The 12,334-nt window shown below is 43.6% G+C and carries 13 protein-coding genes; 12 read left to right on the top strand and 1 reads right to left on the bottom strand.

The annotated features are described in order from the left end of the window. Window positions 1-11 precede the first annotated feature (11 nt). From ylqF to pgeF, 4 genes are read left to right on the top strand one after another with little or no spacing between them, the layout of a single operon-like run. Window positions 12-866, top strand: a complete 855-nt coding sequence (gene ylqF, locus H8716_RS04485; RefSeq protein ID WP_249307326.1) for a ribosome biogenesis GTPase YlqF — start codon at window positions 12-14, stop codon at window positions 864-866. A gap of 14 nt (window positions 867-880) precedes the next feature. Next, complete coding sequence (locus H8716_RS04480) at window positions 881-1,639, top strand: ribonuclease HII (protein WP_249307325.1); 759 nt, start codon at window positions 881-883, stop codon at window positions 1,637-1,639. Window positions 1,640-1,656: 17 nt separating this feature from the next. Continuing rightward, the gene (locus H8716_RS04475) at window positions 1,657-2,004 is read left to right on the top strand and encodes a YraN family protein (protein ID WP_249307324.1); all 348 of its coding nucleotides are present in this window, start codon (window positions 1,657-1,659) and stop codon (window positions 2,002-2,004) included. 51 nt (window positions 2,005-2,055) lie between these two features. Then, a complete protein-coding gene (gene pgeF, locus H8716_RS04470; protein ID WP_408610880.1) occupies window positions 2,056-2,901 on the top strand; it encodes a peptidoglycan editing factor PgeF in 846 nt (281 codons plus the stop codon). A 76-nt stretch (window positions 2,902-2,977) separates the two neighbouring features. Here the strand turns inward: pgeF and H8716_RS04465 are convergent, their stop codons facing one another. Continuing rightward, the gene (locus tag H8716_RS04465; protein ID WP_249307323.1) at window positions 2,978-4,150 is read right to left on the bottom strand and encodes a ribose-phosphate pyrophosphokinase; all 1,173 of its coding nucleotides are present in this window, start codon (window positions 4,148-4,150) and stop codon (window positions 2,978-2,980) included. A gap of 189 nt (window positions 4,151-4,339) precedes the next feature. Between H8716_RS04465 and H8716_RS04460 the strand changes: the two genes are divergently transcribed. From H8716_RS04460 to H8716_RS04425, 8 genes are all read left to right on the top strand, one after another. Further along, entirely contained in the window at window positions 4,340-5,698 is a 1,359-nt protein-coding gene (locus H8716_RS04460) for a DUF512 domain-containing protein (RefSeq protein ID WP_249307322.1), read from the top strand. Between the two features lies 1 nt (window position 5,699). Next, window positions 5,700-7,025: a ribosome biogenesis GTPase Der gene (der, locus tag H8716_RS04455; RefSeq protein ID WP_249307321.1), complete on the top strand. Its 1,326-nt coding sequence runs from the start codon at window positions 5,700-5,702 to the stop codon at window positions 7,023-7,025. Between the two features lies 1 nt (window position 7,026). Next, window positions 7,027-7,677 carry a glycerol-3-phosphate 1-O-acyltransferase PlsY gene (plsY, locus tag H8716_RS04450; protein ID WP_249307320.1) on the top strand — a complete coding sequence of 217 codons (651 nt, stop codon included), beginning with the start codon at window positions 7,027-7,029 and terminating at the stop codon, window positions 7,675-7,677. A gap of 21 nt (window positions 7,678-7,698) precedes the next feature. Next, complete coding sequence (locus tag H8716_RS04445) at window positions 7,699-8,706, top strand: NAD(P)H-dependent glycerol-3-phosphate dehydrogenase (protein ID WP_249307319.1); 1,008 nt, start codon at window positions 7,699-7,701, stop codon at window positions 8,704-8,706. A 131-nt stretch (window positions 8,707-8,837) separates the two neighbouring features. Next, window positions 8,838-9,809, top strand: coding sequence for an ABC transporter substrate-binding protein (locus H8716_RS04440; RefSeq protein WP_249307318.1), 972 nt, complete (start codon window positions 8,838-8,840; stop codon window positions 9,807-9,809). A 99-nt stretch (window positions 9,810-9,908) separates the two neighbouring features. Beyond that, complete coding sequence (locus H8716_RS04435) at window positions 9,909-10,838, top strand: ABC transporter permease (RefSeq protein WP_249307317.1); 930 nt, start codon at window positions 9,909-9,911, stop codon at window positions 10,836-10,838. Then, window positions 10,831-11,625 (top strand): ABC transporter ATP-binding protein, encoded by a 795-nt coding sequence (locus H8716_RS04430; protein WP_249307316.1) that lies wholly within the window; start codon window positions 10,831-10,833, stop codon window positions 11,623-11,625. Before H8716_RS04435 ends, H8716_RS04430 begins: the two co-directional genes overlap by 8 nt. Window positions 11,626-11,699: 74 nt before the next feature. Next, complete coding sequence (locus H8716_RS04425) at window positions 11,700-12,326, top strand: class I SAM-dependent methyltransferase (protein ID WP_249307315.1); 627 nt, start codon at window positions 11,700-11,702, stop codon at window positions 12,324-12,326. The last annotated feature ends 8 nt before the right edge of the window (window positions 12,327-12,334 follow it).

The following is a 12,334-nucleotide window of genomic DNA, read 5'->3' as shown; positions in this document are numbered from 1 at the left end:
AGGAGGAGACTATGAATTATCAGTGGTATCCTGGTCATATGACAAAAGCAAAACGTATGATGCAGGAAGATATCAAATTAATCGATCTGGTGATTGAACTGGTGGATGCGAGAGTACCGTTATCCAGCAGGAATCCGGATATCGATGAACTTGGAAAGAATAAATCCAGACTGATTCTGCTGAACAAGGCAGATCTGGCAGACAAGAACGCCAATAAAAAATGGGGTGAATATTTTCAGGGCAAGGGATACTTTGTACAGGAAGTAGATTCCAGAAGTGGTGCCGGAATGAAGGCAATCTCTGCCATCATTCAGGAAGCATGTAAAGATAAAATCGAGAGAGACCGGAAAAGAGGCATAAAGAACCGTCCGGTCCGTGCCATGGTAGTTGGTATCCCAAATGTGGGAAAATCTACTTTTATTAACACTTATGCAGGAAAAGCATGTGCTAAGACCGGTAACAAGCCGGGTGTAACCAAAGGAAAACAGTGGATTCGCCTGAACAAGAATGTAGAACTTCTGGATACACCGGGTATCCTCTGGCCGAAGTTTGAAGATCAGGCAGTGGGACTGCGTCTGGCACTGATCGGATCCATCAATGATGAGATTCTGAATATTGATGAACTTGCCATGGAACTGATTACATTCCTGAAAAATCAGTATCCAGGTACTCTGGAGAAACGTTTTCAATTGGATGAGTCAGAAGAGAAAAGTGCAGTGCAGATACTGGAAGAGATTGCCAGAGTACGTGGCTGCCTGATTCGTGGTGGTGAGCTGGACTACGGAAAGGCATCTAAGCTTCTGATGGACGATTTTCGGAGTGGAAAGCTGGGAAAGGTCACACTGGAATTACCTGAGGCGGAATAAGGACTGGAGAAGATATGGGAAAGCCGATTACAGAGATAAAAAAAGAACTGGAAGAGTGTGCCTTGCAGGAACTGCAGTCCAGAATGCAGCAATACGAGCAGGATGAGCGCAAGGGTGTACAGAATCTTCTTGCCAGATGTGTACGCAGACTGGAAGAAGAAGAAAAGGAACAGCAGCGTCTCGAAAAGATGTTGGAATATGAGAGAAAATACGATTTTTGCAGTCATATCTGCGGAATTGATGAAGCAGGGAGGGGGCCACTTGCCGGTCCGGTAGTGGCAGGTGCCGTAGTACTGCCCTGCGACTGTAAGATTCGATATCTGAATGACTCTAAGAAGTTATCTGCGTCAAGGAGAGATGCACTGTATGATGAGATTATGGATAAGGCAGTTGCGGTTGGTGTTGGAATGGCATCCCCGGCACGGATTGATGAAATTAATATTCTGCAGGCGACCTACGAAGCCATGCGTCAGGCAGTCAGCTGCCTGTCTGTGCAGCCGGATATTCTCCTCAATGATGCAGTTACCATCCCTGGAATTACAACCGTACAGGTACCGATTATCAAAGGCGACGCAAAGAGTATGTCCATTGCGGCAGCCAGTATCATTGCCAAGGTGACCAGGGACAGACTGATGGTGGAATATGATAAGCTGATGCCAGAGTATGGATTTGCGGGTCATAAGGGATATGGTTCAGCATCCCATATTGAAGCACTGAAAAAATATGGTCCGTCACCGATTCACAGAAAGACCTTTATCACACATTTTATATAGAAAGCCGGGCAGAGAAGATGAATCGCAGGAAGATTGGACAGGAGCAGGAAGAACTGGCAGCAAAGTATCTGGAAGAAAAAGGTTATGAGATCCTGGAACGGAATTATCGGATCCGTACAGGAGAAATTGACCTTATTGCCAGAGATGCTCGTTATCTTGTATTCATAGAAGTAAAATACCGGAAAAATCTTCAGATGGGCAATCCTTTGGAGGCAGTAGATGTACGGAAACAACAACGTATCTATCAGACAGCCAGATATTATCTTCATCAGAAGAAATGGGAGAATATGCCTTGCCGGTTTGATGTAATCGGCATTACAGGAACACAGATCTGTCATATCAGAAATGCATTTGGCAGTATATAGCCGGCATAAAGGAGAACAGAAGTGGAAACAATACTGGATCATAATCATAAAATAACAATAAAACGCAGCGGCAGCAAGCCGGTTGTCCGTATACAGGAAAAGGATGGAGTATATTGGCTTACTTATCCAAGACTGGAAGCGGAAAAAGAGTTCCTGCATGGATTTTCCACCCGTCTGGGCGGTGTCAGCAAGGAGCATTTGTACAGCATGAATCTGAGCTTTGCACGAGGCGACAGAAAAGAAAATGTGCGGGAGAATTTTCAGAGAATTGCCCATGCAGTGGGATTTTCTGAAGAGAAGATGGTTTTTACACATCAGACTCACACAACCAATGTACGTAAGGTCACCGAGGAAGACTGGGGAAAAGGATTTTCAAGAGAAAGGGATTATAGTGATGTAGACGGGCTGATTACGAATGTTTCGCAGACAGTGCTGACCACTTTTTATGCAGACTGTGTCCCAATCTATCTGGTGGATCCGGTAAAGAAAGCTATCGGACTGTGTCATTCCGGATGGAGAGGAACAGTAGGCAGAATCAGTCAGGTGACAATAGCGCGGATGCAGGAAGAATATGGCAGTGATCCGAAAGACATCCTGGCAGCAGTGGGACCGTCTATCTGTCAGAACTGTTATGAAGTGAGCGGTGATGTTATAGAACAGTTTCAGGACAGCTTTCGCGAAAAATACTGGAAAGAACTGTTTTACCAGAAAGAAAATGGAAAATACCAGTTGAATCTGTGGAAGGCAAATGAGATTATTCTGGAAGAAGCGGGAATTACAAAAGAGCATATATCCGTTACGGATATCTGTACCTGCTGCAACCCACAGCTTCTCTATTCTCACAGGGCGTCTAAAGGACAGCGTGGGAATCTTGCGGCATTTCTTATGATTCGCTGAAAATGAATATTGGTATCAAAAAAGGATTGGCACACGACATGTCAATCCTTTTTGAATGAAATTAATTTTCAAATTTTTATTTCTGAATTCTGCGAAGCAGCTTCTGAATCTTTCCGGTCGGGCTGATAACACTTTCCAGAGATACATCATGATTCAGGCTGTCCATAATGCTGGCTGTAAATTTAGTCATATCCGCTTCTACGTAATATGGTTTGGTAAACAGTTCAGGATCACGGTAATTCAGGTTCGTAGTAATTACCTTGTAGATATATTCTTTTTCATAGAATTCATCAAATTTTTCAAATCCGTCTGTAAACAGACCAAATGTGGTGCAGACGAAGACACGTCTTGCCTTGCGGTCTTTTAACTGCTTGGCAACATCCAGCATACTTTCACCGGAAGAGATCATGTCATCTACGATGACCACGTCCTTTCCTTCCACAGAAGCCCCCAGGAATTCATGGGCAACGATTGGGTTCTTGCCATTTACGATAGTAGAATAATCACGGCGTTTATAGAACATACCCATATCCACCCCAAGGATAGTAGAAAAATATACGGCACGTCCCATGGCTCCCTCATCCGGGCTGATAATCATCAGGTGATCACTGTCGATGCGAAAATCTGGTGTGGTATCAATGATTGCTTTCAGAAACTGATAAGTCGGCATAAATGTATCAAAACCAATCAGCGGAATAGCATTCTGGACACGTGGGTCATGAGCATCAAATGTGATAATATTGCTTACTCCAAGATCGGCCAGTTCCTGTAGTGCCAGGGCACAGTCGAGGGATTCACGCCCGGAACGTTTATGCTGTCTTCCTTCATAGAGAAAAGGCATAATGACATTCAGTCTCTTTGCCTTTCCATCGGTAGCAGAAATGATACGCTTCAGATCCTGAAAATGATTGTCAGGAGACATATGATTTTCCTGTCCGAACAGCTTATAGGTCAGGCTGTAGTTTGTAATATCTGCAAAAATATACAGGTCACTTCCCCGGACAGAAGTATTGATCATACCCTTTCCCTCTCCGGTACCGAATCTCGGGCAGATACAGTCTACCATATAAGAATCTTCCGAATAGCCTTTGTAATGAATGTTCTCGATATCCTGAGTTGGATTTGTATGGCGGAATTCCACCAGATGGTCATTTACCTTGGTTGCAAAATCACGACTGCCATCCAGCGTGGCAATCTTGAGCGGCGCAATCGGTAATGCGTTACGTAATGTATCAAACTGATCAGTCATACATGCCTCCACTAATTTATTGAGTATAAAATTTTTCATAATCAATGTCAGTATAGTGGTTCTGGAGAATTCCGTCAAGAAAATTGTCGCATTTTACTCTGAAAATATAAGATTGCAATTTGAAGCCAAGTTTAGTATGATATCAATGGATATTTTTGATCAGCAATAAAAAACAGGAGTAGTTTCTAAATGAAGAAACAGAAGAAACATATTATCAGTCATATCATAGATGGAAGTATTGCACAGGAACTGGAGATTGAACCCGGTGATGAACTGGTTTCCATTAATGACCAGCCGGTGGGAGATATTCTGGATTATCGTTATCTCTGCAATGAAGAGTATCTGGTTGTGGTGATACGCAAGCCGGACGGTGAAGAATGGGAACTGGAGATTGAGAAGGAATTCGAAGAAGATCTGGGGATGGAATTTGAGAATGGCATGATGGATGACTATCATTCCTGCCATAACAAATGCATTTTCTGTTTTATCGATCAGATGCCTGCGGGGATGCGTGACACACTCTACTTTAAGGATGATGATTCACGGCTTTCTTTTTTACAGGGAAATTATATTACACTGACGAATCTGAAGGAAGAAGATATACAGCAGATCATCAAGTATCATCTGTCACCGATTAATATCTCATTCCAGACCATGAATCCACAGCTGCGCTGCAAGATGCTGAACAACCGTTTTGCAGGAGAAGCATTGAAAAAGGTAGATCGTTTTATAGAAGCTGGTATCGAGATGAACGGACAGATCGTACTTTGTAAAGGTGTCAATGATGGAGCAGAACTGGAATATACCATAGAACAGCTTACCAGGTACCTTCCGAACCTTACCAGTGTATCGGTTGTTCCGGTGGGACTGACAAAGTTCAGAGATGGGCTGTATCCTCTGGAACCATTTACGAAGGAAGATGCCATACAGGTGCTGGATACCATCCACAAATGGCAGAACCGGATTATGAAAGAACATCATACACACATGATCCATGCGTCGGACGAATGGTATATTCTGGCAGAGAAGGATCTGCCGCAGGAAGATAATTACGACGGTTATCCGCAGCTTGAAAACGGTGTGGGAATGATCCGCCTTTTCTTAAATGAGGTAACAGAAGAATTGGCAGGACGTGAGGGAGATGACAGGGCACATACCGTATCAGTAGCAACAGGGCTTCTGGCAGAACCTTATATCCGCCAGGCAGCAGAAGAAGTAAAAGCAATATATCCGAACATTACGGTTCAGGTATATCCGATTACGAATTACTTTTTCGGTGAAAAAATAACGGTTGCAGGACTCTTAACCGGACAGGATCTGTCAGAACAGCTGAGGGAAAAAGATCTGGGTGAACGACTTTTTCTGAGCTGTAATGTACTCAGAGACGGGGAGACAGTATTTCTGGATGATATGACAGTTGAGGAACTTGAGAATACTTTACAAACTCCAATCGGTATTGTAAAATCAGACGGAAAGGACTTTGTGCGTGCAATCCTTCTGGAAGACATCTCTTCCGGACGCGATAAGCAGCCTTATGAGGTGAAATAACATGAGTAAACCAATTGTAGCGATTGTAGGCCGGCCGAACGTGGGTAAATCCACATTATTTAATGCGCTGGCCGGAGAGAATATTTCGATTGTAAAAGATACACCAGGTGTAACCAGAGACCGTATCTATGCAGATGTAGAGTGGCTGAACTATACATTCACACTGATTGACACCGGCGGTATCGAACCGGACAGCAATGATGTCATATTGTCCCAGATGAGAGAACAGGCGCAGATTGCCATTGATACGGCAGATGTCATTCTGTTTATGGTAGATGTAAAACAGGGACTGGTAGATTCTGATTCCAAAGTGGCAGATATGCTGCGCAGATCCCACAAACCGGTCATCCTGACAGTCAATAAAGTAGATTCCCATGAAAAGTACATGGCAGATGTGTATGAGTTCTATAATCTGGGTATCGGTGATCCATATCCAATTTCCTCGGTAAACAAACAGGGACTGGGTGATCTCCTTGACAAGGTCATTGCACAGTTTCCAGAATCAGATATGCAGGATGAAGAGGATGACAGACCGAAGATAGCAGTAGTAGGCAAGCCTAATGTAGGTAAATCTTCCATTATCAATAAGCTTCTCGGCGAAAATCGTGTGATTGTATCCAATATTGCCGGAACAACCAGAGATGCCATTGATACTGAGGTGAAATGGAACGGAAAAGAATACGTATTCATTGATACAGCAGGACTTCGCAGAAAGAACAAGATTAAGGAAGAACTGGAGCGTTACAGTATTATTCGTACCGTAACTGCTGTAGAACGTGCAGATGTGGTAGTTGTTGTTATAGATGCAGTGGAAGGCGTCACGGAGCAGGATGCCAAGATAGCAGGAATTGCCCATGACAGAGGAAAAGGTATTCTGGTCTGCGTCAACAAATGGGATGCCATTGAAAAAGATGACAAGACCATTTACCGTTATACCAATAAGGTAAAAGAGATTCTTTCCTTTATGCCATATGCAGAGATCATGTTTGTCTCAGCAGAGACTGGTCAGCGTCTGCCGAAGCTTTTTGAGAAGATTGATATGATTATCGAGAACCAGACCATGCGTATTGCAACCGGTGTGTTGAATGAGATCATGTCAGAGGCGATTGCACTTCAGCAGCCGCCATCGGATAAGGGCAAGAGACTGAAGCTCTATTACATTACTCAGGTAGCAGTGAAGCCGCCTACATTTGTAATCTTTGTAAATGACAAAAAACTGATGCATTTTTCCTATACCAGATATCTGGAAAATAAGATCCGTGATACCTTTGGATTCAAGGGAACATCATTGAAGTTTATTATTCGTGAGAGAAAGGATAATGAATAATATGAGTATTCGGATCATCTGTCTGGCAATTGGCTATGTATTTGGCCTGTTCCAGACAAGCTACATTATAGGAAAACGACATGGTATTGATATCAGGGATTATGGCAGCGGTAATGCCGGAACCACCAATATGATGCGCACCATGGGAACCAAAGCGGGACTGATTACTTTTGCCGGGGACTGTCTGAAGTGTATTCTGGCAGTCAGTCTGGTCAGAGTATTATTCCATGCACAGTATTCGTCCATGATGCATCTGCTGGTTTTGTATGCGGCAGCCGGTGTTATCCTGGGACATAATTTTCCGTTTTATCTGAATTTCCGCGGTGGAAAAGGTATTGCAGCTACAGCAGGACTGGTACTTTCCTTTCATCCGGTTATGGCAGTGCTGGGAATTATCACATTTTTCGGTATTTTCTTTACCACACATTATGTATCTCTGGGATCATTGGCGGTGTATGCAGGTCTTATGATAGAGATGGTGGTATTTGGCCAGATGGGATGGTTTGATTTGTCACAGAATCATCTGATTGAGCTGTATATTCTTATGGCACTGCTGACAGCTCTGGCATACTGGAAACACAGAGGAAACATTAAGCGTCTGTTAAGCGGAACCGAACGGAAAACCTATCTGACAAAAAAGAGCCAGCAATAAATCTTGACAGGAGGTGCAAAGATGGCAAGAATCGGTATTTTAGGTGCAGGAAGCTGGGGAACCGCCCTGGCGATTTTACTCCATGATAATGGACATGATGTGACCGTATGGTCGATCCATGAAAAAGAAGTTGAGATGCTCAATACAACCAGACGGCATGAGAGTAAGCTGCCAGGGGTTGAGATCCCGGAAGGAATTCTGTTTACTACGGATATGAAGGAAACAATGTCTGATAAAGATGTCTGCGTGCTGGCAGTTCCTTCTCCTTTTATCCGCAGTACCTGCCAGAAAATGAAGTCATACGTTCGTGCAGGACAGATTATTGTGAATGTGGCAAAGGGAATAGAAGAAAGTACCCTCTATACTCTGACAGATATTATTGAGGAAGAAATGCCATATGCAGATGCATGTGTGCTGTCAGGACCGAGCCATGCAGAAGAAGTCAGCAGAAGACTTCCGACCACCTGTGTGGTCAGCGCAAGAACCAGAAAGACGGCAGAATACCTTCAGAGCGTATTTGTCAGCCCGGTATTCCGTGTTTATATCAGTCCGGATATGCTGGGAATTGAACTGGGCGGTGCACTGAAAAATGTCATTGCACTGGCAGCCGGTACCGCTGATGGACTGGGATACGGAGATAATACCAAGGCAGCTCTGATTACGCGCGGTATTGCAGAGATTGCCAGACTGGGAATCAAGATGGGTGGAAGGCCGGAAACTTTCTATGGACTTACCGGTATCGGAGATCTGATTGTTACCTGCGCCAGCGTCCACAGCCGTAATCGTAAGGCAGGATACCTTATGGGTAAGGGATATACCATGCAGGAAGCCATGGATGAAGTACAGATGGTGGTAGAAGGTGTCTATTCTGCTAAGGCGGCTCTGACACTGGCTCAGAAATATCAGGTGGAAATGCCAATTGTCGAACAGGTCAACAAAGTTCTGTTTGAGAATAAGAATGCAGAAGAAGCAGTAAAAGAGCTGATGATCCGTGATAAGAAGATGGAATCTGACAGCGTACAGTGGTAGAAAGCATATTCAAGAATTTCTCTTTGACAATATTTTTCTTGACGACTGGTGGAAATAGGTGTATATTCTTACTAACATACATTAATCCGTTAAAGTGGAAAAGAAAAATAGAAAAGAGAGGAAATAACGCTATGAAAAATTTAACAAGAAAAATGATTACTGCCGGTATGGCAGCAACAATGGCAGCTTCTCTGGGTATTGCAGCAAATGCAGAAGAAGCGACCTATAAAGTAGGCATCTGCCAGTTGATCCAGCACGAAGCACTGGATGCTGCTACACAGGGATTTCAGGATGCATTAACAGAAAAACTGGGAGATCGTGTAGAATTCGATGTACAGAATGCTTCTGGTGAATCTGTAAACTGCTCTACCATTATCAACGGTTTTGTATCTGACCAGGTAGATCTGATCCTTGCAAATGCAACAGGAGCTCTTCAGGCGGCAGTAGCAGGAACTTCAGATATTCCAATTCTTGGAACAGCGGTTACAGACTATGCAACAGCACTGGATATTGACGATTGGACAGGTACGGTAGGAGGCAATGTGTCCGGTACATCAGACTGTGCACCGCTTGACCAGCAGGCTGCTATGATTCTGGAACTGGTTCCGGAGGCAAAGACAGTAGGTATGTTGTACTGCTCAGCAGAGCCGAACTCTGAATATCAGGTAAATGTCGTGACAGAAGCATTAAAAGAACTGAATCCGGATCTGGAGATCAAGAATTACACATTTGCAGATTCTAATGATATTTCATCAGTGGCAACTTCTGCAACAGAATGTGATGTTGTATATATTCCAACAGATAATACAGCAGCAAACAATACGGAAGCAATCAACAATGTAATGGAACCGGCAGGTGTTCCTGTTATTGCGGGCGAAGCTGGTATCTGCCAGGGATGCGGTATTGCAACATTATCTATCAGCTACTATGACCTTGGTTATACTACTGGTGAAATGGCATACGAGATTCTGGAAGAGGGAGCAGACATTTCTACTATGGAAGTGCAGTATGCACCAAATGTAACAAAGCAGTACATGGCTGACAGATGCGAAAAACTTGGTATTACAGTACCGGATGATTACGAAGCAATCGAGGCAGAATAATCAGAAAAAGAACATATACGAACTGTCACGGACGGGTCAGATTCTGTTCGTGGCAGTTTCCTTGTATATGGGAAAATAAGAAAACGGGAGGGTTATACTGTGAATATTACGTCACTCATTAATTCATTGCCGGGTGCATGCGCCCAGGGACTGATCTGGGGCATTATGGCAATCGGTGTATACATTACTTATAAAATATTGGATCTTGCAGATCTGACGGTGGATGGTACCATGTGTACCGGCGGTGCGGTCTGTGTCATGCTGCTTATGGCAGGATTTCCGGTTCCACTTGCTCTTGCAGGTGCATTTGGGGCGGGAATGCTGGCAGGACTGGCTACAGGTATTTTCCACACAGTTATGGGAATTCCGGCAATCCTTGCCGGAATATTAAGTCAGCTGGGGCTGTATTCTATTAACCTGCGTATTATGGGAAGTAAGGCAAATCAGGCAATCAGCGTAGACAAATATAATCTGCTGGTTTCTCTTCGCTATATTAAAAATGTTGCTTTTTACAAAAATACCATTTTTGTGGCTGTTGTATTTATAGTAGTAATTGTTGCCCTGTTATACTGGTTTTTTGGAACAGAGCTGGGATGTGCTATCCGTGCAACAGGCTCTAACCCAAATATGTCCAGAGCCCAGGGAATTAACACCAATGTAAGCAAGATTATTGGTCTGATGCTTTCTAACGGAATCGTTGCACTTTCCAGCGGTTTGTATGCACAGTATCAGGGGTTTGCAGATGTCAATATGGGACGTGGTGCCATTGTCATCGGTCTGGCAGCCGTTATTATCGGCGATGTGCTTTTGGGAAAGTTCACTAAGAATTTTGCATCCAAGCTGGCAGCTGTGGCAGCAGGTGCCATTGTATACTATCTGGTATTGCAGGTAGTGCTCTGGCTGGGTCTGAACACCAATGACTTAAAGTTGTTATCCGCACTGGTTGTTGCAGTATTCCTTGCACTGCCATATATGAAGAAACAATATTTCCAGAAAAATGTATCAAAGGGAGGTGGCAGCCGTGCTTAAACTGGTAGACATCCGAAAAACATTTAATCCGGGAACAGTAAACGAGAAAAAAGCCCTGAACGGTCTGAACCTGACATTAAAAGAAGGGGATTTTGTAACAGTTATCGGTGGAAACGGAGCTGGAAAATCTACAATGCTAAATGCCATTGCCGGTGTATGGCCGGTGGATGAGGGAGAAATTCTCATTGACGGCATTAATGTCACTAAACTTTCTGAACATAAGAGAGCAAAATATCTGGGACGCGTGTTCCAGGATCCAATGACCGGAACTGCAGCAACCATGGAGATTGAAGAAAACATGGCACTGGCAGCAAGAAGAGGCTTACGCCGTACTCTGAAAAGCGGTATCAATGAAGCGGAACGTGAACGTTACAAAGAGAAGTTGAAGATCCTTGATCTGGGACTGGAAGACCGACTGACTGCAAAAGTAGGTCTGTTATCCGGCGGACAGCGCCAGGCATTGACGCTTCTGATGGCGACTCTGACGAAGCCAAAGGTTTTGCTGCTGGATGAACATACCGCAGCACTGGATCCAAAGACGGCAGCAAAAGTACTGACAGCCACAGATAAAATCATCGAGAGAGACCATCTGACAGCTATTATGATCACTCACAATATGAAGGATGCCATTGCTCACGGAAACCGTCTGATTATGATGCATGAAGGACGGATCATCTATGATGTAGAAGGAGAAGAAAAGAAAAAACTTCACGTTTCAGACCTGCTCAGCAAGTTTGAACAGGCTAGTGGCGGTGAATTTGCAAATGACCGTATGATGCTGAACTGAAAAACAGGATAAAATAGACCAAACTTGAGAAAATCACAAAACAGTATTGGAAAAGAAAAGTGAGTTTATAAGAGATGGGAAAAGAAACAGAAGATAAGAAAGACATAGAATGGGATAAGCTGCTGCACATTCGCACGACAGGAAGAGATGATTCTCATTCTGATCAATATCGTTACCCTTATGAGCCAACGCCGTACTCTGTGCTGGAACGTCTGGCAAATTCCGGATATATTGGAAAGAAGAATACAGTGATTGATTATGGATGTGGAAAAGGCAGGGTGGACTTTTTTCTTGCATATCAAACGAGATGTCATACAATAGGGATCGAATATGAACAGCAGATTTTTGAAAAAGCAGTTCTGAATAAAGAAAAGGCGGTTTCCTCAGAAAAAGTATCTTTGGTACAGGCAGATGCAGTGGAATATAAGGTGCCGGAGCAAGTGGATTGTTGTTTCTTTTTTAACCCCTTTTCCCTGGATCTGCTGAAAAAAGTGATGGCGAGAATTCTGGAATCCTATTATGCACAGATGCGGAAAATACAGTTGTTTTTCTATTATCCGTCGGATGAATATATATCTTATCTGATGACGGTGGATGAGTTGTTATTTGCAGATGAGATAGATTGCAGAGATCTGTTCCCAGAAGATAATGTTAGGGAACGGATTATAGTATTTGAAATCGGAAGATATATAGGGGCCTGATCCCATAT

The sequence above is a fragment of the Jingyaoa shaoxingensis genome (assembly GCF_014385005.1).
Classification (GTDB): Bacteria; Bacillota; Clostridia; order Lachnospirales; family Lachnospiraceae; genus Marvinbryantia; species Marvinbryantia shaoxingensis.
This window is presented reverse-complemented; position numbering and strand designations above follow the sequence as displayed.

Bases quoted from the DNA above. Each gene is read 5' to 3' on its own strand.
- der (WP_249307321.1), top strand. From the start codon at position 5,700: ATGAGTAAACCAATTGTAGCGATTGTAGGCCGGCCGAACGTGGGTAAA.
- H8716_RS04440 (WP_249307318.1), top strand. From the start codon at position 8,838: ATGAAAAATTTAACAAGAAAAATGATTACTGCCGGTATGGCAGCAACA.
- plsY (WP_249307320.1), top strand. From the start codon at position 7,027: ATGAGTATTCGGATCATCTGTCTGGCAATTGGCTATGTATTTGGCCTG.
- ylqF (WP_249307326.1), top strand. From the start codon at position 12: ATGAATTATCAGTGGTATCCTGGTCATATGACAAAAGCAAAACGTATG.
- H8716_RS04425 (WP_249307315.1), top strand. From the start codon at position 11,700: ATGGGAAAAGAAACAGAAGATAAGAAAGACATAGAATGGGATAAGCTG.
- H8716_RS04475 (WP_249307324.1), top strand. From the start codon at position 1,657: ATGAATCGCAGGAAGATTGGACAGGAGCAGGAAGAACTGGCAGCAAAG.
- H8716_RS04465 (WP_249307323.1), bottom strand. From the start codon at position 4,150: ATGACTGATCAGTTTGATACATTACGTAACGCATTACCGATTGCGCCG.
- H8716_RS04480 (WP_249307325.1), top strand. From the start codon at position 881: ATGGGAAAGCCGATTACAGAGATAAAAAAAGAACTGGAAGAGTGTGCC.
- H8716_RS04460 (WP_249307322.1), top strand. From the start codon at position 4,340: ATGAAGAAACAGAAGAAACATATTATCAGTCATATCATAGATGGAAGT.
- H8716_RS04445 (WP_249307319.1), top strand. From the start codon at position 7,699: ATGGCAAGAATCGGTATTTTAGGTGCAGGAAGCTGGGGAACCGCCCTG.